Source organism: Candidatus Shapirobacteria bacterium (genome assembly GCA_041659325.1).
Taxonomy (GTDB): Bacteria; Patescibacteriota; Microgenomatia; order UBA12405; family UBA12405; genus JBAZYN01.
Map to the genome: position 1 here is coordinate 41367 of JBAZYN010000001.1, position 20063 is coordinate 61429.

The following is a 20063-nucleotide window of genomic DNA, read 5'->3' on the forward strand; positions in this document are numbered from 1 at the left end:
TATGAGAATTTTAGTAGTCGAAGACGAGCACCGGATAGCCAACTCAATTAAAAAAGGTTTGGAACAGGAAAAATATGTCGTCGATGTTAGCTATGACGGTGAAGAAGGTTTTGACCTTGCCTCCTCCGAAAGTTATGACCTACTAATTCTTGATTTGATGCTTCCAAAAATGGACGGCTTGCAGATTTGCAAAAAGATAAGACTTGGCGGTAACCATGTCCCGATTTTAATTCTCACTGCCAAAAGCCAGATCGAAGATAAAGTGGGTGGGCTAAATAGCGGCGCCGATGATTATCTGACAAAACCCTTTGCTTTCGAAGAATTACTAGCCAGAATTAGAGCCCTGACAAGACGCCCGAAAAATATAATGGACCCTACCCTGAAAGTAGATGATTTGGTCTTAAACACGATAAACTTCGAAGTAAAAAGGAATGGAAGATTAATAAAATTATCAAGCAAAGAATACACTCTTTTGGAGGTGTTAATGAGACATCCCCGTCAGATTCTAACCAAGGAACAAATTATCAGTCACGTTTGGGATTATGAAGCCGATGTCCTGCCAAACACCGTCGAAGTCTATATCAGAAACCTACGAAACAAAATTGATAAGCCGTTTTCTACCTCACTTATTCAAACGATTAGAGGTTTTGGTTACAAAATAGGGAAAAATGTTTAAAGCCGCCAGACTCAAGCTAACTTTGTGGTATTTGCTAATCATTATGTTTATAAGTATCGCTTTTAGTGGTGTCATTTATCGCCTAGTCAGTATCGAAATCGAAAGGTTTGCCAGATCACCCCGCTTTCGGCTAGATAATATGATGATCTACGAATCAATGATCGATGAAGCCCAAGGTAGAGTGGCTTTATCCCTGATAGAACTAAATGGGGTGATCCTGGTTGTTTCCGGCACCCTCGGTTACGTTTTAGCCGGTATTACCCTGGCCCCGATTCAAAAAATGGTCGAGGAGCAAAAAAGATTCGTCGGCGATGCCTCTCATGAACTCAGGACTCCTCTGACCGCCCTTAAGTCCATGTTGGAAGTCGGCCTAAGGGACAAGAAGATGACTCTAAAAGACGCCAGAAAGCTAATCAGAGAAGGCATAGAAGAGGGTGACAAGCTGACAAATCTTTCCGACTCGTTACTGGAACTGGCCAGGCTTGAAAGTAATGGTAACAAAATAGATTCCGTAAAATTAAAAGTCTCTGAAATCGTAGAAGAAGCCATAAAAAAAATCTCCCCCCAGGCCAAAAAGAAAAATATAAAAATCGTCAAACTGACAAACCATGTCCAAATTAAAGGCAATAAGGAAAAAATAACTGAACTCCTCTTGATACTGTTGGATAATGCCGTCAAGTACAGCCCTGACAATACGAAAATTACCATTCAAGCCAAACAGATCAAAAATTATGTAGTCATCAAAGTAATTGATCGCGGGATTGGTATAAGTACCACAGATTTACCCCACATCTTCGAAAGATTTTATAGATCAGATTCGGCCAGAAGCAAGACGGGCGAAGGTGGTTACGGGTTAGGTTTGGCTATTGCCAAAAAGATAGTCGACCAACATTCTGGTAGTATAGCCGTGATAAGCTCCGTCGGCCATGGCACTGAGTTCAAAATCACCTTACCACTTTTCAGCTAAATTTCAGTCATTATAAATAAACTCGGGCCATGAAAATGAACATAAAAATTAAGATTATACTAATAACTGCACTAATCATTACTGCTAGCCTTTTTGCATATAATAAATTCAAATCCGGTCAAATAGCCAAGCCCCAATATCAAACCGCCAAAGTTGAAAGAGGTTCCCTCATCGTATCCCTTGCCACTTCAGGCCAAGTTGCCGCTACCAACAGCCGAACCGTTACCACCACCGCCTCGGGTGTGGTAAAAAAGATATTTGTAAAAGAAGGGCAAACTGTCAAAACCGGTACTCCGATTCTGGAAATTGATCTTGATCTAAATGGCCGGCAAAAACTACAAGCCGCCTACTCCTCTTATCAGTCTGCTCAAAACAGTCTCAAGTCAGCCCAGGATAAAATATGGAGTTTGGAAAGCGATCTTGTTGGCGCAAAAAATGTTTTTGAAAATCAGTGGGCAAACCAATCTCCCGACGACCCGACCTATATTCAAAAACACAATGCTTATCTGACTGCTCAGGCAAGTTACGACAATCTCAAAAATACTATCAAGCAATCCCAGGCTTCTCTCGAATCAAGCCGTCTCTCCTATCAGTTGGCCGGAGCCACTGTTTATGCTCCGATTTCCGGCACTGTTTCCGCTATTTCTCTGACGCCTGGAATGATTTTAAATCCGACCAGTGATTCCGGTAATAGCAGCAACATCGAAAATAAAATTGCTATTGTTAAGACAAATGCTACCCCCGCCATCACTGTTAGCCTTACCGAAATTGACGTCCCCAAAGCCAAAGTCGGCAATAAAGCCACAATTACCATCGACGCTTTGCCTGACAAAACTTTTACCGGCAAAATTATCGCCATCGATACTGCCGGAATCGTCAGTTCAGGAGTAGTAAGTTATCCGACCACCATCCAGCTTGACTCAGAAGCCCCCGGGGTTTTGTCAAACATGTCCGCCTCAGCTAATATTATTACTAATTTTAAAGATGATGTCCTTATTGTTCCAAACAGCGCGGTTCAGGGAAGTGGTGGTGACACCGCTGTTAGAGTTATGGTCGGTGGTGAAGTTCAAAATAAAACTATCGAAATTGGAATTCAATCCGAAAGCCAGACAGAAATAATCGCCGGTCTAAACGAAGGAGAGGATGTTGTAACCTCGGTCACAAATTCAACCACGAATACTACCACCTCAACCACCACCTCTCCGTTTGGCAATATTAGAGGCGCCGGCGGCGGAATGATAATGAGGCGGGATTAGCTATGAACCCAGATTCGATCATCAAAGTAACCAAGCTCTCAAAAACTTACCGGAATGACTCGGTGGAAACCGTTGCCCTCAGAAATGTTTCATTCGAAGTTAAAAAAGGGGAATTTGTCGCCATCATGGGGCCATCCGGCTCCGGAAAATCGACCTTGATGCATATTTTGGGGGCTCTCGATACCCCGACTTCGGGCGAATATATTTTAGACGGCGAAAATGTTGGCATTCTGTCAGACGACGATCTGGCCACCATTAGAAACAAAAAAATTGGTTTTATTTTCCAATCTTTCAATCTCTTACCACGCACCACCGCTCTCAAAAATGTCATGTTACCCATGGCCTATGCCGGAGTCGACAAGGATGTCCGGGAAATTATAGCCAAAAAGTATCTTAAACTGGTCGGACTTGAAGACAGAATGCAACACACCAGTAACCAGCTTTCCGGTGGCCAACAACAGCGGGTTGCCATTGCCCGTGCTCTGGTCAACGATCCGGCCATGATCTTAGCTGATGAACCGACTGGTAATATCGCCTCCGACCAGGCCGAAGAAATAATGAAAATATTTCAAAAGCTAAATTCCGAGGGCAGAACCGTAATTCTAATTACTCACGAGCCCGACATCGCCCACTATGCTAAAAGGGTTATCGTCATTAAAGACGGAAACATCGTCCAGGATCGGCTTAATGGAAGGAAAAAAATATGAAACTTTGGGAAACAATTATCGAAAGTATTAGCACTTTAAGTTTAAACAAAATGAGAACCGGTTTGGCGGCTCTGGGAATTATCATCGGTATCGGCAGTGTCATCGCTCTGGTTTCCATTGGTCAGGGGAGTCAAAAAGCCATCGAAACCCAAATTCAATCACTCGGTGCTAATTTGCTGACAGTCATGCCGGGTAGTCAACGCAGCGGAAATGTCCGGACATCTTCCGGCAATACTACCCTTACCCTTGAAGATGCCAATGCCATTATGTCCTCTTCGCAGATCACCGCCGTCCAGAGTGTCTCCCCCGAATTATCCAGAAGATTCCAAATAATTGCCGGTAAAAATAATACCAATACACAGGTATATGGAGTATATCCTGCGTATTCTCAAATCAGAAAGGTAAATCTGACCAGTGGTGTTTTTATCAGTCAAATGGATGTAGATTCACTGTCCAGAGTAGCTGTTCTGGGGCCTACTACTGCCACCAATCTTTTTGGCGAAGGTGTCGATCCCCTCGGCCAAACTATCCGAATCAACAAGCAGAGCTTTAGAGTTGTCGGTGTTACCGAAAGTAAGGGCGGCAGCGGTTTCAACAATCAGGACGACATCATTTTTGCCCCGCTTTCTACCGTTCAAAAACAGTTGGCCGGAGTTGACTATCTTAGCTCTATCGCCGTTGAAGCCAAATCACAAAATCTGATGACTGAAGCGCAAAATCAAGTCGGCTATTTCCTGTTGGAGCGTCACAAGTTAAGTGATCCTGTTGATGCTGATTTTTCTATTATGTCTCAAAGTGATATTTTAAACACCGCTTCACAAGTCACGGGAACTTTTACCACCCTTTTAAGCGGTATTGCGGCCATATCCCTACTGGTTGGGGGAATCGGCATTATGAATATCATGTTGGTTACCGTTACCGAACGGACTCGGGAAATTGGTCTCCGCAAAGCCTTGGGCGCCAAACGGAAAACAATTATTACCCAATTTTTAGTCGAATCAGTTATTTTGACCTTCTTCGGAGGATTAATCGGGATGATTTTCGGTATTGCAATATCGCTTATCCTTTCAAAGCTTTTAAATTTTCCCAGCGCTATTTCTCTGTCCTCAATTCTCCTGGCTGTCAGCGTCTCCGGATTTATTGGCATTGTTTTTGGTTGGTATCCGGCCCAACGAGCTTCAAAACTTGCTCCGATTGAAGCTCTCCGTTATGAATAACTTTTAAGCTTCACTTCAGTTTCAAACAATATGATTAATTATTAACAAAAAAAAACTATGGCAAAACAAAACAACATAATTTGGGTTCTTTTAATCGTTTTATTTACTGGGGCTGGTTTTTTTGGTGGCACAAAGTATCAACTTAGTAAAATCGTTTCCCAAAGGGGTCAATTTGGTGACCGGATGTTATCCGGAGCGGTCGGTAATAATACTCAGGCCAATAGAATGCGTCTCGGTGGGGGGCAAATAGTTGGTGAAATTTCCGCTCAGGACGAAAACACCATAACAGTAAATTTACCCGACGGTAGCTCAAAAATTATTCTCCTATCCGAAAAAACTGCCATCAACAAAGCTAGCCAGGGTTTATTAACTGACCTAAAAGTCGGCGAAAAAGTCGCTATTTTCGGTTCAGTAAACACCGATGGAAGCGTTACGGCTCAAAACATTCAGCTCAATCCTATTGTCGGGAATACCCAAATTACCCCCCCGGTTCAACCTTAATTTTTTATGCACTCAAATTTTGTTGCAGTTTCTTTCGTACAGCATCAGCCTCGGTTTTAGTCACATAAGAGAATTCATTTACCAGGTGTGTCATTATGGACTCCAAAATTTCCTGATCACTTCTGGAAAAAGTCTCGTTCATTTCTTTCTTCTTGAGCCACAAAGCTTTCAAAAGCGGTAACGTCTTTACGGGATCGTTTAGGCACAGTATGTCCTTATAAAGTTTATAGTCAATAACTTCCAGAGGGCTCGTTTTTTTTATCGTTTTCATAAATGCTTCTATTTCACTTTTCGACATTAATTTCCTCAAGCCCGCCTTCTGCGCATTATTGGTAGGGATTGCTCCGGTCATCCTGGGCCCCGAATTATTTAGAGGTTTGTAATAGAGATATTCACGGCTTTCAGAGGCAGATATTTTCTGGTTTTTAATCTCGTAAACCAAATAAATATGATCCGAATCAATTATTTTTTCTCCAACCTTAAACATACCAGTACTCTTCATATATAGAAACAAGCTCGGTCAAAAAATAAACTATCTCAAATCTTGTGACCTATTATACCATTTTTCCGCTCAATTTGGCGTCATCAGCCCCCCACTTTCCTGTTCTAGTTTTCCTCGAGCCTGAAGTTCCCACAACTTCCTATATATCCCATTGTCAATTTCCAGTAATTCCTGATGCGTTCCTGTTTCCGCAATTTTCCCTTTATCCATGACAATAATTTTATCTGCCCTTCTGATAGTTGAAAACCGATGGGCAATTATCAAAACCGTCCTGTTGGCAGCCGTTTTCCATAAAGCGTCCTGTACTAGACCTTCTGATTCTGAATCCAGGTTACTGGTCGCCTCATCAAAAATTAATACTTTAGGGTTAATAAGCATGGCCCTGGCGATGGCCAATCTTTGTTTTTGTCCCCCCGAGAGCTTGATTCCTCTTTCTCCGACCTGAGTCTCATATTTTTCCGGTAGCTCCTCGATAAATTTATCCAAATTAGCTAATTTTGCCGCCGCTTTAATAGAACCAAGGCCGACATCTTTGTTTCCATAACCGATGTTAAAACCGATGGTATTATTAAACAATACAGGCTCCTGCGGAACCACCCCCATAAACGATCGCAAATAACTCTTATCCATGTCTCTGATATCTATTCCGTCTAGCATTATTTTCCCGGAAGTCAGATCATAAAATCTTAATATCAGTTTAACCAGTGTGGTTTTCCCGGCTCCGGATCTTCCCACAAAAGCCACCGACTGTCCCGGCTCAATCAATAAATTAATTTTTCCCAAAACCTTCTTTTTGTTTCCCGGATATGAAAACTCGGCATCTTCGAGTTCTATTTTTCCTCTCACAAGCTCGATTTTTTTTGATACACCGGGGTCTTTAACGATAATGTCATCGTCAAGAATATCAAAATATTTTCCCAAATCAATAAAACTCTTGGCGATATTTCTAAACTGGAAAAATAGTCCGAAAAATCGATAATAAAACCCGGATACGAAACTGGATACCATCACAAAATCGCCAAGGCCAATCTGTTGTTTAGTCAACATTCTCACCATAACTGCCAATATTACAAATAACCCTAGGTTGGAGATGGTGCCGATTGATATATCCATCAAACGGAAGCTATTACTAAAGCGCCACATTTTAATAAACCAGTCTTTGAATTCAGTCCTCAATCGGTTTTCCTCCTGATCTTCCTGGGCAAAAAATTTTACAGTTTCGTAATTTATTAAATTATCGGTAATAATGCCGGAAATTCTGTCTTCCGAATCATTAAATTCCTTTCTTGTTTTAAGATTAAACTTTATCAGCAAACTCATCACCGCGACATTAATTACGAATAGTCCGAGCATTACAACCAATATTACCGAGTTGATTTTTGAAAAGAAAAAAAGTACCACCCCCAGGCTGACTATGGTTTTTAATACCTCGTGGTGAAAGTTCTGGAACAGATTAAAAAACGCCCCGTCGCCTCTTTTAAAAGCCGAGATCAGTGATCCGGTATTTTTATTTACATGAAAAGCAAAGTCCAAATCCTGGATTTTTTTAAACACCGCTATCCTGGCATCCCTTGCCGCCGGTATCTGAATTTTATCGCCCAAATAAATCGACAATGCATCGATAAAGTTCGATGTTATTCTCATCCCAACCAGCCCCAAAAGTAAGCCAAAAAGTACTTCAAAGTTTCCTTTACTGGCGTTATCAATTAACAGCTTTAATATATATGGGCTCAGGTTTTCCAATATCCCCGACGCCACCAAAGTGACTATAAAAACCAAAAAACTGGTTTTATATCTAAAAATAAATTGGTAGAATTTAACAAAAGTTTTGGCCATAAAACCCCACAAAAACTCTTAAATGGGCAAGGAAAATTATAATCCCAAAATCATCCAATACAATAGGCAAATTATAATCAAAAAAAGTTATTTTGTGTTTTAACAAAATCCATCTAGTACAATAGCATTATGCCATCGCAAGTCTTTACCATAAAAATTGCCGCTCCGGCCGGGCTTGGGGTCAAGTCCGGCGGCCAGCTTCTATCAAAAGCGTTGGTCGCTCATGGATTTAACATCAAAGACTACAATGAATATCCGTCGTTGGTTCGGGGTGGCCACAATACTTATCAGGTCAGCGCTTGTATTGACAAAATCTATGCTCCCCATTTTTCCGTTGACCTCTTTTTCTCCGTCCAAAGCGGCCATTGGCAGCCACATGTAGACGAATTTCACGATGATTCCTTGATCTTTGGGGACGAACCATTTGAGAATACTTCCACCAAAGGTCATTATATTAATCTCCCCATTAAAGAACTATCTACTTCGGTAGGAAACAATTTGGTGGGCAATACTATTTGTTTGGGAGTGGCGGCTTTTCTTTTAGGTCTCAGTACAGAGATTGCAAAAAATAGTATTACGAGTCAATACGGCAAAAACGCGGAGATAAATCATCAGGCTTTTAATGTCGGTTACACTTACGCCAAAAACAATTACTCCCAATTTGTTCAAAAATTAAATTTACCAAAGGTAGATAATAAAAATGGTCTAATCTGCGACGGCAACGAATCACTCGGATGGGGTTTTCTACAATCAGGCGGGAATTTTTATGCTGCTTATCCCATGACTCCGGCCACAGGGATTTTGCATTTTCTGGCCGAAAAACAAAAAGATTATAAGCTGACTGTACTTCATCCCGAAGATGAGATTGCCGTTGCCAATATTGGAGCCGGTGCCGCCTTTGCCGGTGCCCGTGTTGCAGTTGGAACATCGGGTGGGGGATTCGTCCTTATGGATGAAGCCATCAGTTTTTGCGGCATTGCGGAAATTGGCATGGTTTATTATTTGGTTTCCCGCCCGGGCCCGGCTACTGGTTTGCCCACCTGGACTGCTCAGGGCGATTTGCTCCATGCCATTTATGCCGGTCATGGCGAATTTCCAAAAATTGTTTTAGCCCCGGGAAGCCATCAGGAATGTTTTGATTTTTCTGCCCTGGCTTTGAACCTTGCCGCTCAACTACAAACGCCGATTATCGTCCTAAGCGACAAATATCTTGGTGAGTCCTGTAGCAATGTCGCTGATTTTTCAAAATCAAAGGTAGCTATAGAAGAGGGTTCTGTCGTCAAAGCTCCGGACAATAACTTTCGCCGATATTCCCTAAAAACCCAAAGTGGAGTTTCCCCATTAACCCTTCCGGGTACGGTCAACGGTGAATTTCTAAGCAATAGCTATGAGCACGACGAAAGAGGTTTTTCGACAGAATTACCTGAAATGTCCAAGCAAATGATGGAAAAAAGAATGACAAAACTAAAAACTGCTCTGGATCTTCTTCCCGGCCCCATGCTTTATGGCAACACAAACGCCAAGAAACTAATAATAAGCTGGGGGTCAACCACACAGCCGGTTCTTGAGGCTTTAAAGAACTTACCCGATTATGCCTTTTTACAAATCCGCAGTCTTTGGCCGATTGGCCAAGAAGTCTCAAATATTGTCGAAAAATATCAATCTGTCGCCGTCATTGAAGCCAACCAAACCGGTCAGTTAACCACTCTTTTAAAATCTCAATTTAATTTTCATCCCACCTCTCAAATATTAAAATTTAACGGCCGCCCCTTTTACCCCGAAGAGATAGCCAAACTTTTAACTTTATGAACTTTAAAACAAACATAATCCCCACCTGGTGTCCGGGGTGCAGCAACTACTTACTTTCTTCGGGAATTCAGCAAACTCTAACAAAGCTTAATGTTTCGACCTCTGACTTGGTTATCGCCTATGATATCGGCTGTGCCGGTAATATGGCTGATTTTATTAATTCTTTTGGTGCCCACACCCTTCATGGCCGGTGCATCCCTTTCGCAATCGGTGCAAAAGTTGCCAATCCGTCACTGACCGTTTGTGCGGTTGGGGGTGACGGAGGAATATATGGTGAGGGGTTAAATCATTTAATCGCTGCTGCCCGGATGAACATAGACATTACCGTTTTTGTCGCCAATAACCATCTTTATTCATTAACCACCGGCCAGACCAGCCCCACTACCGCCAAGGGGACCAAAACTAAATCAACTCCACTTGGTGCTCCCGGCGTTCCACTTGACCCGGTTAAATTAGTCAAGGCAGTCAACCCGGAAGTTTTTGCCGAAACTGTTGATTCAAAAGATGTTGGTAAACTAAACGAATTAATCGAATCAGCCATGAAGTTCAGGGGGTTCTCCCTTCTTGATACTGCCCAATTTTGCCTTGCCTTCGGTAAATAGCCAACTACCCGAATCCTATTTTATAATTCTTGCCACAATCGCCATAAATAACGGTATTTCCATCCTCGCCTTGTCTTCAGTTTTTGCCATCCCACCCTCACTTTTTTTATCCGATATCCACTCCTCAATTTTTTCTATTACGAATCCATTGTCCGATAGCATTTCGCAGTAAGCCGATAGGGGATAGTGAAAAGTATAGGTCAGTTGGTTATTTTTTTTATCAAAGGGGCTACTCTCGATGGGGATTTCCAAGGGCGACATATAAGCCTCGATTTTCCGGTACTGGATACCCCTTTCTTTGTCTACCCCCCATCCACTGTGTTGGGGTATTCGGAAAGCCGGATGGTTTAAAACTATGAAAAAACGTCCATCTTTTTCGAGTAATCTACTGGCGTTTCTTACCACTCTAAAAGCGTGTTTAATGTTTTGTAAAGCCAAAATTATGGCGACGTGGCTAAAGAAACTATTTAATTTTATCTCCTTTGAAACATCCTCGACAAAATATTTATGGTTAATATTTTTATCAAGCTTCACCGCCTCTTGAATTAAATTCTTTGCCGCATCCAGCCCGATATATTTTGGCCCAACCGGCAAATACCTGCCCAAAATTCCCTGCCCGCAAGCCAAGTCAATCACCCTATCGTTTGTTTTTAGGTCCATCAGCCTCAAAAGGTTTGGCAAAATCACGTGTTGGTGATAATAATGCCCACTTTCCGAAACCAACTCGGAATACCACTTTCCGACTTTCTGCCATGAAGTATCTTTATTCATAAATGTTATAAAATACATTAATTATCAACACACATATTTTACTATGAAAGGTTTTATCAGATTTATATTAATCGTTTTAGTTCTTTTAATCGCTACCCCCATTCTGATTTTAGGCTATCTTGGATTTATTCCAAAATTATCCTCTGTTCTGGGATCCGATAAACCCCGTAACTTAGGAGTTGTCTATACTGATTCCGATCTTAATTCTGTTGTCCAAAAAAACGGGATAGAGATGTCAGAAATGGCCACTTCTTCGGCCGAACCAAAAAATAGTATCAAATATTCCGGGAGCAAAACTGTCTCCGTTAGCCTTACTTCGGAAGAAATTACTGCATTAAGTAACAGTCCGACCTGGAAATATTACCCCGTCTCAGACATCCAAATAAAATTAAACAGTGATGGTTCCGGCGAAGCATCCGGAATCTTAATTCTTGATCGACTCACCGGTTATTTGGGCGCTATTGGTATCTCGCCCGATGTTGCCCAGACAGCGGCCGACTATCTAAAAATAAAAGGCAGCACTCCCTTTTATTTCAAAGGTATAGTTTCCGTCCAAAATAACAAAGTATCTCTTGACACTCAAAAAATAGAGATAGGTAAACTACCAATCCCTGTCAATTTAGTAAAAGAAAATCAGCATTACTTGGCTCAACTGGCTGAGATCAGAATCGACAGTGTTCCTGGTTTATCGGTTAAGTCCTTTAACCTGGTAGGCGGCCGTGTGAATTTTGAAGGTACTTTACCTGAAAAAATTAGCTGGTCCAAATAATATGAAGAAAAACATTCCAATTTTTATTATCGCCCTTTCTTTCTTGTTGGGTTTTTATTTTTACCCCAAGGTTCCTGAACTGGTTGCTACCCACTGGGGAGCCTCCGGCCAGGTCGATGGTTATTCCCCAAAGGCATTTGGCCTGTTTTTTATGCCAATTCTTTTAATTGGGCTATATCTGCTTTTTCGTTTCCTGCCATCGACTGATCCCTACAAAAAAAACTTTAAGCAATTCGAACATCATTTTAACAATTTTGTTGTTATCATCTTTATTTTTTTATTCTACTTATTTTGCCTTACTTTAATTTGGAATTCAGGTTATCAATTTAATATGGTTCAGTTTCTGGCGCCGGCCTTTGCCCTTCTTTTTTATTACACCGGCGTTTTGACTTCTGTTGCCAAACGTAACTGGTTTGTCGGCATCCGTACTCCCTGGACCATGAGTAGTGATATCGTTTGGGATAAAACCCATGCTATTGGCGGAAAATTGTTTAAGGCCGTTGGAGTAATATCTCTTGCCGGTATTCTTTTCCCCGGCTCCGCCGCTCTCCTAATTTTTCTCCCCGTTATTTTTGCCAGTATTTTCGTCTTCGCTTACTCATATTATCTTTATCAAAAAGAAAACCATGAATCTTAATGATCTAAAAGAATCAATCGAATCGTCGATTTTAGCCCTGGCTACTTCAACTCCCGACGGCCGGCCAAATTGTATTGCCGTTGCTTGTTGCAAGGTCATTTCAGACAATCAGGTTTTAATCTCTGATAATTTTTTCAATAAAACCCGGCAAAATTTATTAATCAACAGTCAAGTATCTGTTGCTTTTTGGGATCCAGAGGACAATCCGGCCGGGAATCGTGGTTATCAACTAAAGGGAGTTGCCCAATATTTAACGCAAGGCAAGTGGAAACAAATTGTAGACGCAGATCCCGACAATGAAGGTCTTGCCCACAAGGCCGCCGTTTTAGTAACAGTTACAGAAATTTGGGACCTGGCTAATCCAAAATTACTTTTTAAACAAGAGGTTTAGATGATTAAACTAGGATCAACTAATATTTCGAAAATTTTCAATCAATCCGGCATGGATGAGTTTGTCCTGAGTCTTGGGTTAACCTCAAAAAAGGTAATCATCAAACCGAATTGGGTGGACGGTCTGGAAGGTAGCCACACCGAATCAAAAGCCCTTGATATGCTCCTAACATCACTGAATCGTCCCACTGTCGTCGTCGAGAGCTACACTTTTTGGCGTACCGACAAAGTGTTTCGTAAAGAAGGTGATTATTTTTCTTCTAAAGAGGCCACCATCGAAACCGGAAAAATACACTGGGACTTTTTCAAAAAGCAGGATGAATGGTTTCTTGAAAAAGAAGGTATTGATAAAGTACTAAAAAAACATCAAGCAGAATATTTGAATATCACAAACGAAGTTTGGTCTGGCGATGTTGTCGATTCAGCAACTATCAAATCTATAGTTGAAGCAAGGTACCCACCCGTAGAATCTAAAGAGTTATATTCCCGTGTTCCTCAAAAACTTTTTGATCTCCGAGGTTCTAATTTTATTAGTTTTGCTAAAGCCAAAAAAGAACGAGAATACGGAGCCTCTCTGTCTATAAAAAATAATTTTGGGCTTATTCCCGATCCACACCGGGGCAAGTATCACGATGGTAATCAACCCGAATCAAAAGTTGCCATTTCTATCTTAGATATCAACAAAATTTATCAATCTCTCTTTAAATATCATTTTGTTATCGACGGTATTTACTCTGTCGGCGATATGGATTTTGATACTTTTACTTGTCAAAATTGCCAAAATTGGGGGGTCATCCTTGGTGGCTCTAATGGTTTAGAAGTTGACCACCTTGGTCTTGCTCTCTTAAATAGCCGGTTCAACGGGCCGATGATTGAAATGGCCAAAAGTTATAAATCAATTATTGGTAATTTTGACGAATCAATTCTTGGCCAGATCCCCCCGGAATTAATTATTAAAAATTAAACTAATGAAAATATATCTTCTTTCTCCTGTTGCTCAGACAATTTTTTCTTCTGACTTTATTGATCAGCTCAAGCCATTTGGTGAAATTATCATCGACAAAGATAGCAAGCCCGTTTCCCAGATCAAAGATATTACCACTAATGAAGAAAAAATAATTGCCCTCGACCCCGATTTTTGCAGTTGGAAACTAGACAAAACCGACCTAGAGTCAATCCCCAACATCAAAGCCATTTGCATTCAATCCACCTCATTTAGTTGGATAGATATAGCCTATTGCCAATCGGTTAACATTCCGGTCATTAATATCCGAAATTATTCTACCGAATCTGTTGCCCAATGGGCCGTCATGATGGCATTAATGGTTGCCCGAAAATTACCTCTTGTCATAAAAAATAATTGGATTGCTGATTTTTCCCTCCACCCCGGTTTGGAGTTAAAAGACAAAGTTGTTGGGATTATCGGTCTTGGAAATATTGGGAAAAGAATCGCTGAAATTTGTCAAGGTTTTGGCATGAAAGTAATATACTGGTCAAAAAACTCTGTTGATAGCCGTTTCCAAAAAGTCGAATTGACAGAACTTATGTCTGCGGCAGATGTTATCTTTCCCTGTCTAGCCCAAAATTCTGACACCCAAGATATAATTACAGACAACTTAATAATGACCATGAAACCAGTATCAATATTTATAAGCATTGTCCACAAAATTTACAACCATGAACTCTTGCTCACTCTGGTTTCTGACAAAAAGATTTACGGTTACGCCTTTGAAGAATCGGAGGGGAATTTTTCAAAATATGACGGTAATATTTTTGCTTCCCCCGAGCTTGCCTGGTGTACTTCCGAATCCCTGGAACGTAATTTAAAATTTTGGTTGGAAAATATCAAAAATGCAATTAACAATGATTTTTCTAATCGTGTAAATTAACCTATGCACACCAAAAAATTCACCATCATCCACTCAAACGACATGCATGGGGATTTTCTGGCTGAAGTACAGGGAAAAGAGGGGACCACCATTGGTGGCCTGGCCCTTCTTTCGGGTTATTTAAACAAAGTCAGGTCCGAAGAAAAAAACGTTTTGTATGTTATATCGGGGGATATGGTTCAGGGGTCGTTAATCGATACCGAATACAAGGGGATTTCCACCATGGAAATTATGAATTATCTTTCCCCTGACGTCGTCGCTCTGGGTAACCACGAGTTCGACTATGGCCTTCCGCACCTTCTTTTCTTGGAAAAAATGGCCAATTTCCCAATAGTAAATGCCAATCTTTATATCAAAAACTACAACAAGCGCCTGATGAATCCTTATGTAATTCTTAAAAAAGCCGGATTTCAAATTTTGTTTACCGGTATTATTACCGAAAAGGTAATCGATTCTATTTCCCAGGACAAACTTATTGGCTCCTTTGTCACTCTGGAAGACGCCTCCAAAGAAGTCGGCAAAATCAGTAACGCCTACAAAAATGATGACATCGACCTTACCATCCTGTTGACTCATATCGGTATCGAATCCGACAAGCAATTGGCCGGCCTAATAGATCCAAGTTGGGGAGTAGACATAATAATCGGGGGGCACTCTCACACAATTTTGGAAAAACCGGAAAAAATAAACAATATTCTGATTACTCAAGCCGGGACTTCTACCAATCAAGTCGGTCGTTTTGACATTACGGTCGACGACGATACAAATTCAATTGTTGACTACAAATGGCAAATGGTCGACATTACCTCTGATATCGCTTCGCCCGACCATAAACTTTTAGAGTTTATAGAATCTTTTAAAAACGAAGTCGATTCCAAATATAGTGCCATTATTACCAAGTTTTCTCAGAAACTTGTCCACCCGGAAAGAACGATTGAAACTCCTCTCGGCAACTTAATCGCTGATATTTTTGCCCAAAATGCCCAGTGCGATGTTATGTTTTGCGGTAGCGGTGCCGTCAGGTCAAAAGAACTGGGTCCGATTGTCACCTTAAGCGACATTATCAGTTGTTTCCCTTACAACGATTCCATTACCCGATATACTATTCAGGGCAGTAAATTAAAAAGAATCTTTTCGCATACAATGAGAATTGAAAACCGCGACGGAGAAGGCGAATGTTATCAGGTTAGTCGTGGTATACAGGCTACTTACGATGACGGAAATAAGAAACTTGCTTCGCTTACATATAACGGCATACCGGTCGATGATCACAAAACCTACACTATTGCCATGAGTAGCTATACTTTTAATGGTTGTAGTAAATTTCTAAATATTTCGCCCGACGAGATGCTTCAAGATGGCCCGTCAAAAGTAGTTACCACTTCATCGCAGGATGTCCTTATCGAGTATCTTCGGTCAAATCAAAATCAGGATTCAAAAATCGAAGGCCGGCTGATTTACAAATAAAAAAGTCGTATAATCAGCCCAATGGTGATTATCAAAACACCCGGGCAAATCATAGGGATCAGACTCTCTAGCCGGTTGGCAGCAGAGACTCTTAACTATCTGGCCGATTTTTTAAAGCCCGGAATTACTACCGGGGAACTCAACACCTTGGCCCACGACTTTATTCTGTCAAAAGGAGCCATTCCGGCTCCGCTTAATTACAACGGGTTTCCCAAAAGCATTTGTACCTCTGTCAACAACGTCGTTTGTCATGGTATTCCTTCAGACACAACTGTTTTAAAAAATGGTGATTTAATCAATCTCGACATCACTACCATCCTAAACGGTTTTTATGGTGATGTCTCCGCTTCTTATCCGATAGGTCGAGTCTCCCCTCTGGCAACCAAATTATTGCAAGTCACACGGCAATCGCTTGATCTTGCCATAAAATGTTTAAAGCCGGGACGCTACCTAAACGATTGTATCGGCAAAATAATTGAGCCGTTTGTAAAAAAACACGGTTTCAGCGTTGTTAGGGATTTGGGTGGTCATGGAATTGGTTTAAACTTCCACGAAGACCCCTTTGTATTCCACTTTGATACCCACAAAAATGACGTCATTCTAAAACCTGGAATGGTTTTTACCATTGAACCCATGGTAAATGCTTCTCCAGAATGGCGGATCACCGTCGACAAAAACGACGGATGGACCATTCGTACTGCCGATGGCTCCTTGTCTTGTCAGTTCGAACACACCATTTTAATTACTCCGAATGGTTCGGAAGTATTAACTAAGTTATAATAAATCATGACCATCCTCGACGGCAAAGCTACTTCTGATAAAATTCTTCGTCACCTAAAGTCAGAAATTCCAAAATTACAAATTTCACCCTGTTTAGACATAATTCTTATTGGCAAAAATTTGTCTAGCATTAAATATGTGAAAATGAAAGAAAAAAAAGCCAAAGAGATTGGTATCAATACCAGACTATTTTCTTTTGTCGGTCAAGTCAGCACTCAGGAAATTATTGAAAAAATCAAAAAACTCAATCTTGATCCGACATCATCAGGCATTATGGTTCAGCTTCCGCTACCACCGGAATTAGATACCTCACAGATTTTAAACTCCATCGACCCCACCAAAGATGTCGACGGCCTAACCGCCACCAATCTTGGACTTTTATTTCAAAGAAACCTCTCCGCCATCGCTTCCGCCACCCCGCTTGGTGTTATAAAACTGTTGGAAGAATATAAAATTCAAATAAGCGGTAAGAACGCCGTTGTTATTGGTCGTAGTTCAGAAGTGGGTCTTCCGCTTGTGGCCTTATTAATGGCCCAAAATGCCACTGTCACCCTTTGTCATAGTTTCACCACAGATCTGAAATCAGTATGTAAAAACGCGGATATCTTAATCTCTGCTATCGGCAAGGGTGGATTTATTACCTCCGAATATGTCAAAAAAGGCGCTGTTGTGGTTGATATTGGGCTAAGCCCAGACGTTCAAACCGGCAAACTAATCGGGGATATCGATTTTGAAAGTGTGGCTACTGTTGCCGGATATATAACCCCGGTTCCCGGAGGTGTCGGGCCGATGACAGTTGCATCACTTCTCTGGAATCTCATAAAAGTTGCGTCAACAAATGGGTAATAGAGATACAGAACGTTTTCGCATGTCGTTAGCAGAACTTCATCAACTTCCGGTAGCACAAAGACTGACCAATATAAAACAACTTGACGGAACTATCATTGCCGCAAATGCTCTTGGGAGGCTGTCCAACACGGAGTTTGCTAAATTACAGTTGAGACTACAGGTCGAGGCGTCAGAAGCCAACTTACTCTTGTGGCAGCAAGATGACATCTGACGTTATTTGTTAAAATAAATCATGCGAATCCAACTTTTTGATCGCGGTAGCCCCAGAGGCAAACAACTTTTTACCAATTTAGCAGCTTTGTGTAAACGTCTCCAAATTGATTATGATCCGGAATATATCAAAGACATGAGCCGCATCTATAGCCAAGGCATCCAGGGAAGCACAGTTCTTATGATTGATAATGAAGTTGCTTTCGTCGACAAATACCCGTCAATCAAGGAATTAGAGAATATTATTTCTGATTTTATGAAGTAAGTCTCCCTTGTCAAAGGGAGATTTAGAGGGATTTTATCTTAAATAGTCTTCTAGCATTATTGTCAATTATTTTTTCTGCTTCTTCTAAATTAGTTTGCCAAATTTCCGCCACCTTGTTGTATACAAATTTAACGTATTCCGGTTTATTTATTTCTCCCCGGTGGGGAACCGGCGTCAGACACGGGCAATCAGTCTCTGCCAACAACCTGTCCCTGGGAATTTCGGATACTACCTCATTCAATCCGACCTCATAAGTTATATTCCCGTCAAATCCAAAGTACCAACTTTCTCCCAATCCCAAGACATTTTTAATCCTTTTTTTTCCTCCGGCATAACAATGAAAAACCCCGCCGATATCTTTATAATCTTTTAATATCAAAACTACCTCATCCACCGCTTTTCTGGCATGAATAATCAAAGGCAATTTGTATTCTTGGGCAATTTCAATTTGTCCCCTGAACAATGCCTCCTGTTCATTCCTACTTCTTTCCTTCTCATTCGGAGGTGGGGTAGAAAAATCAAGTCCACACTCCCCAATTGCCACGATTACTTTATTGGCTTTTACTAATTCTTCGAGTAACAATAGTTGATCTTTTATAGACTCCCGATTTTGCGGATCGGTACATTGTGGGTGAATTCCCACACTTGCCCAAAATTGCTTTTTGTCAGCCTGAGCCAGCTCTATGTTTTCTTTTGAATCTTCCAGATTACTCGCCGCCAAAATCACACGGACACCGTCAACCTCAACGGATTCACAGAATCTTTTCGATAAATGGGCATGAGTATCAATCATGGTACAATCAATATATTACCGTATTCTAACCTATTTTTATGTCTAGAATAGAAGAATTACAAGAAAGGATTAGGCGTCTACTGCCAACCGCACGGAACTGTCCACCTTATCGTCTTGATCGCGATGACTTAATACATTTTCAAGAGCTACTCGCCAACCCTGATTTAATGGCGACTGCCCGAACGCACACCGCCACCCTTGCAGAGGTACCTGAAACTACCAGAGAAGTAGTTCTGACAAGAATAGAACAGAAGCTAAATATAATTGAAAATAGATAGGGCTAATTCTCCCTAAATCGTTCTAATTATCACAGAATATACCAATTGTGATGCAGATATAATACACCAAACCAATCTCTATAATTAAATTAAAACAATGTATAAAACTCCAAAAAATAAACGTAACAAAATTTGGGCGGAGTTTGAGGCCGATATCCAATCCCGTGCCACCCAAAAAGATAAGAAATTTATTCTATCCGGTAAATGGAAGAAATTTATCAGATTTCAGGACGGTTTCAAGGTTTATGCCGTCGACGGTACTTGGATTAGAAACAACATCAGCATTATGTTTGGTCACGGCGGACATGGTTATGTCCATGAGTTTATCCCGCAAAACGAGATATGGATAGCGACTCACCATCCCGGGGATAGCCCCAAAGATTTATGCGGCTGTAAAAATGTTTCCGACAGCAAAAAAGTCTCACAAAATTTTTTCGACAGCACCACCCTTCACGAAATCACCGAATTTCGTGAAATGAAAAAAGGTAAATCATTTAAAGCCGCTCACCATACTGCTCTGGAAAAAGAAATTGAATCTGGCCTGCTTCCCGACCCTTACACGGAGATTTAGCTCTTCTTTACTACCTTTTTTACGGCTTTCTTTACTTTTTTCTTAGCCGGATTTTCAATTTTGATCTCAGCTTTCACCGAAACCATTTTGGAAAACCTGGATTTCATCCGGTTCACTTTATTGTGATGAAAAAGATGACCTTTATCCAATTTATCGAGGAGAGATACGACTTTTATCAGGCCCTCCGAGGTCGGCTTCTCCTGGAATTTTTTGGCCGTAGATTTAAATTTTTGTTTTAAGACAACATTCGTCTTATGATTTCTTTTGGCTACTCTTAAGGATTTTTTTGCAGAAAGGCTTATTGGCATATCGGGTATTCTA

General features: G+C 41.0%; 24 protein-coding genes. 19 read left to right on the top strand and 5 right to left on the bottom strand.

The annotated features are described in order from the left end of the window. Position 1: 1 nt before the first annotated feature. From WC841_00240 to WC841_00265, 6 genes are read left to right on the top strand one after another with little or no spacing between them, the layout of a single operon-like run. A complete protein-coding gene (locus tag WC841_00240) occupies positions 2–676 on the top strand; it encodes a response regulator transcription factor (GenBank protein MFA5827777.1) in 675 nt (224 codons plus the stop codon). Beyond that, a complete protein-coding gene (locus WC841_00245; protein ID MFA5827778.1) occupies positions 669–1643 on the top strand; it encodes a HAMP domain-containing sensor histidine kinase in 975 nt (324 codons plus the stop codon). Before WC841_00240 ends, WC841_00245 begins: the two co-directional genes overlap by 8 nt. A gap of 29 nt (positions 1644–1672) precedes the next feature. Beyond that, complete coding sequence (locus WC841_00250) at positions 1673–2899, top strand: efflux RND transporter periplasmic adaptor subunit (GenBank protein MFA5827779.1); 1227 nt, start codon at positions 1673–1675, stop codon at positions 2897–2899. 2 nt (positions 2900–2901) lie between these two features. Continuing rightward, on the top strand, positions 2902–3606 hold the full coding sequence (locus tag WC841_00255) for an ABC transporter ATP-binding protein (protein MFA5827780.1): 705 nt from the start codon (positions 2902–2904) through the stop codon (positions 3604–3606). After that, positions 3603–4823: an ABC transporter permease gene (locus WC841_00260; protein ID MFA5827781.1), complete on the top strand. Its 1221-nt coding sequence runs from the start codon at positions 3603–3605 to the stop codon at positions 4821–4823. Before WC841_00255 ends, WC841_00260 begins: the two co-directional genes overlap by 4 nt. Before the next feature lie 57 nt (positions 4824–4880). Then, positions 4881–5324 (top strand): DUF5666 domain-containing protein, encoded by a 444-nt coding sequence (locus tag WC841_00265; protein MFA5827782.1) that lies wholly within the window; start codon positions 4881–4883, stop codon positions 5322–5324. 4 nt (positions 5325–5328) lie between these two features. Here WC841_00265 and WC841_00270 read toward each other — a convergent pair whose 3' ends face one another. Both WC841_00270 and WC841_00275 read right to left on the bottom strand, forming a co-directional pair. After that, positions 5329–5826, bottom strand: a complete 498-nt coding sequence (locus WC841_00270; protein ID MFA5827783.1) for a hypothetical protein — start codon at positions 5824–5826, stop codon at positions 5329–5331. Positions 5827–5895: 69 nt separating this feature from the next. Then, positions 5896–7662 carry an ABC transporter ATP-binding protein gene (locus WC841_00275; GenBank protein ID MFA5827784.1) on the bottom strand — a complete coding sequence of 589 codons (1767 nt, stop codon included), beginning with the start codon at positions 7660–7662 and terminating at the stop codon, positions 5896–5898. A 129-nt stretch (positions 7663–7791) separates the two neighbouring features. On the opposite strand from WC841_00275, the gene WC841_00280 reads away from it, so the two are divergent. Both WC841_00280 and WC841_00285 read left to right on the top strand, forming a co-directional pair. After that, on the top strand, positions 7792–9471 hold the full coding sequence (locus WC841_00280; protein MFA5827785.1) for a 2-oxoacid:acceptor oxidoreductase subunit alpha: 1680 nt from the start codon (positions 7792–7794) through the stop codon (positions 9469–9471). Next, positions 9468–10073, top strand: coding sequence for a thiamine pyrophosphate-dependent enzyme (locus tag WC841_00285; GenBank protein ID MFA5827786.1), 606 nt, complete (start codon positions 9468–9470; stop codon positions 10071–10073). The genes WC841_00280 and WC841_00285 overlap by 4 nt, the downstream gene beginning before the upstream one ends. A gap of 15 nt (positions 10074–10088) precedes the next feature. On the opposite strand, the gene WC841_00290 is transcribed toward WC841_00285, so the two are convergent. Continuing rightward, on the bottom strand, positions 10089–10844 hold the full coding sequence (locus WC841_00290) for a methyltransferase domain-containing protein (protein MFA5827787.1): 756 nt from the start codon (positions 10842–10844) through the stop codon (positions 10089–10091). A 43-nt stretch (positions 10845–10887) separates the two neighbouring features. On the opposite strand from WC841_00290, the gene WC841_00295 reads away from it, so the two are divergent. From WC841_00295 to WC841_00335, 9 genes are all read left to right on the top strand, one after another. After that, the gene (locus WC841_00295; protein ID MFA5827788.1) at positions 10888–11613 is read left to right on the top strand and encodes a hypothetical protein; all 726 of its coding nucleotides are present in this window, start codon (positions 10888–10890) and stop codon (positions 11611–11613) included. Between the two features lies 1 nt (position 11614). Then, positions 11615–12250 carry a DUF1648 domain-containing protein gene (locus WC841_00300; protein MFA5827789.1) on the top strand — a complete coding sequence of 212 codons (636 nt, stop codon included), beginning with the start codon at positions 11615–11617 and terminating at the stop codon, positions 12248–12250. Continuing rightward, positions 12240–12641 carry a pyridoxamine 5'-phosphate oxidase family protein gene (locus WC841_00305; protein ID MFA5827790.1) on the top strand — a complete coding sequence of 134 codons (402 nt, stop codon included), beginning with the start codon at positions 12240–12242 and terminating at the stop codon, positions 12639–12641. Before WC841_00300 ends, WC841_00305 begins: the two co-directional genes overlap by 11 nt. Then, positions 12642–13604: a DUF362 domain-containing protein gene (locus WC841_00310; GenBank protein ID MFA5827791.1), complete on the top strand. Its 963-nt coding sequence runs from the start codon at positions 12642–12644 to the stop codon at positions 13602–13604. A gap of 4 nt (positions 13605–13608) precedes the next feature. Continuing rightward, positions 13609–14529 (top strand): NAD(P)-dependent oxidoreductase, encoded by a 921-nt coding sequence (locus WC841_00315; GenBank protein ID MFA5827792.1) that lies wholly within the window; start codon positions 13609–13611, stop codon positions 14527–14529. A gap of 3 nt (positions 14530–14532) precedes the next feature. Next, positions 14533–15996 (top strand): bifunctional UDP-sugar hydrolase/5'-nucleotidase, encoded by a 1464-nt coding sequence (locus WC841_00320; GenBank protein ID MFA5827793.1) that lies wholly within the window; start codon positions 14533–14535, stop codon positions 15994–15996. 21 nt (positions 15997–16017) lie between these two features. Then, entirely contained in the window at positions 16018–16776 is a 759-nt protein-coding gene (gene map / locus WC841_00325; protein ID MFA5827794.1) for a type I methionyl aminopeptidase, read from the top strand. Positions 16777–16782: 6 nt separating this feature from the next. Continuing rightward, on the top strand, positions 16783–17622 hold the full coding sequence (locus WC841_00330; protein MFA5827795.1) for a bifunctional 5,10-methylenetetrahydrofolate dehydrogenase/5,10-methenyltetrahydrofolate cyclohydrolase: 840 nt from the start codon (positions 16783–16785) through the stop codon (positions 17620–17622). 235 nt (positions 17623–17857) lie between these two features. Continuing rightward, positions 17858–18100 carry a thioredoxin family protein gene (locus WC841_00335; GenBank protein MFA5827796.1) on the top strand — a complete coding sequence of 81 codons (243 nt, stop codon included), beginning with the start codon at positions 17858–17860 and terminating at the stop codon, positions 18098–18100. A gap of 22 nt (positions 18101–18122) precedes the next feature. Here WC841_00335 and WC841_00340 read toward each other — a convergent pair whose 3' ends face one another. Further along, a complete protein-coding gene (locus WC841_00340) occupies positions 18123–18893 on the bottom strand; it encodes a TatD family hydrolase (GenBank protein ID MFA5827797.1) in 771 nt (256 codons plus the stop codon). A 38-nt stretch (positions 18894–18931) separates the two neighbouring features. Here WC841_00340 and WC841_00345 point away from each other — a divergent pair, with 38 nt between their 5' ends. Together WC841_00345 and WC841_00350 are read left to right on the top strand one after the other, a co-directional pair. Continuing rightward, positions 18932–19171 carry a hypothetical protein gene (locus WC841_00345; GenBank protein ID MFA5827798.1) on the top strand — a complete coding sequence of 80 codons (240 nt, stop codon included), beginning with the start codon at positions 18932–18934 and terminating at the stop codon, positions 19169–19171. 97 nt (positions 19172–19268) lie between these two features. Continuing rightward, entirely contained in the window at positions 19269–19742 is a 474-nt protein-coding gene (locus tag WC841_00350; GenBank protein ID MFA5827799.1) for a hypothetical protein, read from the top strand. On the opposite strand, the gene rpsT is transcribed toward WC841_00350, so the two are convergent. After that, a complete protein-coding gene (rpsT, locus tag WC841_00355) occupies positions 19739–20050 on the bottom strand; it encodes a 30S ribosomal protein S20 (GenBank protein ID MFA5827800.1) in 312 nt (103 codons plus the stop codon). The genes WC841_00350 and rpsT overlap by 4 nt on opposite strands. Positions 20051–20063 lie beyond the last annotated feature (13 nt).

Excerpts from the sequence above, each read along its gene's own strand:
- WC841_00240 (MFA5827777.1), top strand. The coding sequence starts at position 2 with ATGAGAATTTTAGTAGTCGAAGACGAGCACCGGATAGCCAACTCAATT.
- WC841_00245 (MFA5827778.1), top strand. The coding sequence starts at position 669 with ATGTTTAAAGCCGCCAGACTCAAGCTAACTTTGTGGTATTTGCTAATC.
- WC841_00250 (MFA5827779.1), top strand. The coding sequence starts at position 1,673 with ATGAAAATGAACATAAAAATTAAGATTATACTAATAACTGCACTAATC.
- WC841_00255 (MFA5827780.1), top strand. The coding sequence starts at position 2,902 with ATGAACCCAGATTCGATCATCAAAGTAACCAAGCTCTCAAAAACTTAC.
- WC841_00260 (MFA5827781.1), top strand. The coding sequence starts at position 3,603 with ATGAAACTTTGGGAAACAATTATCGAAAGTATTAGCACTTTAAGTTTA.
- WC841_00265 (MFA5827782.1), top strand. The coding sequence starts at position 4,881 with ATGGCAAAACAAAACAACATAATTTGGGTTCTTTTAATCGTTTTATTT.
- WC841_00270 (MFA5827783.1), bottom strand. The coding sequence starts at position 5,826 with ATGAAGAGTACTGGTATGTTTAAGGTTGGAGAAAAAATAATTGATTCG.
- WC841_00275 (MFA5827784.1), bottom strand. The coding sequence starts at position 7,662 with ATGGCCAAAACTTTTGTTAAATTCTACCAATTTATTTTTAGATATAAA.
- WC841_00280 (MFA5827785.1), top strand. The coding sequence starts at position 7,792 with ATGCCATCGCAAGTCTTTACCATAAAAATTGCCGCTCCGGCCGGGCTT.
- WC841_00285 (MFA5827786.1), top strand. The coding sequence starts at position 9,468 with ATGAACTTTAAAACAAACATAATCCCCACCTGGTGTCCGGGGTGCAGC.
- WC841_00290 (MFA5827787.1), bottom strand. The coding sequence starts at position 10,844 with ATGAATAAAGATACTTCATGGCAGAAAGTCGGAAAGTGGTATTCCGAG.
- WC841_00295 (MFA5827788.1), top strand. The coding sequence starts at position 10,888 with ATGAAAGGTTTTATCAGATTTATATTAATCGTTTTAGTTCTTTTAATC.
- WC841_00300 (MFA5827789.1), top strand. The coding sequence starts at position 11,615 with ATGAAGAAAAACATTCCAATTTTTATTATCGCCCTTTCTTTCTTGTTG.
- WC841_00305 (MFA5827790.1), top strand. The coding sequence starts at position 12,240 with ATGAATCTTAATGATCTAAAAGAATCAATCGAATCGTCGATTTTAGCC.
- WC841_00310 (MFA5827791.1), top strand. The coding sequence starts at position 12,642 with ATGATTAAACTAGGATCAACTAATATTTCGAAAATTTTCAATCAATCC.
- WC841_00315 (MFA5827792.1), top strand. The coding sequence starts at position 13,609 with ATGAAAATATATCTTCTTTCTCCTGTTGCTCAGACAATTTTTTCTTCT.
- WC841_00320 (MFA5827793.1), top strand. The coding sequence starts at position 14,533 with ATGCACACCAAAAAATTCACCATCATCCACTCAAACGACATGCATGGG.
- map (MFA5827794.1), top strand. The coding sequence starts at position 16,018 with ATGGTGATTATCAAAACACCCGGGCAAATCATAGGGATCAGACTCTCT.
- WC841_00330 (MFA5827795.1), top strand. The coding sequence starts at position 16,783 with ATGACCATCCTCGACGGCAAAGCTACTTCTGATAAAATTCTTCGTCAC.
- WC841_00335 (MFA5827796.1), top strand. The coding sequence starts at position 17,858 with ATGCGAATCCAACTTTTTGATCGCGGTAGCCCCAGAGGCAAACAACTT.
- WC841_00340 (MFA5827797.1), bottom strand. The coding sequence starts at position 18,893 with ATGATTGATACTCATGCCCATTTATCGAAAAGATTCTGTGAATCCGTT.
- WC841_00345 (MFA5827798.1), top strand. The coding sequence starts at position 18,932 with ATGTCTAGAATAGAAGAATTACAAGAAAGGATTAGGCGTCTACTGCCA.
- WC841_00350 (MFA5827799.1), top strand. The coding sequence starts at position 19,269 with ATGTATAAAACTCCAAAAAATAAACGTAACAAAATTTGGGCGGAGTTT.
- rpsT (MFA5827800.1), bottom strand. The coding sequence starts at position 20,050 with ATGCCAATAAGCCTTTCTGCAAAAAAATCCTTAAGAGTAGCCAAAAGA.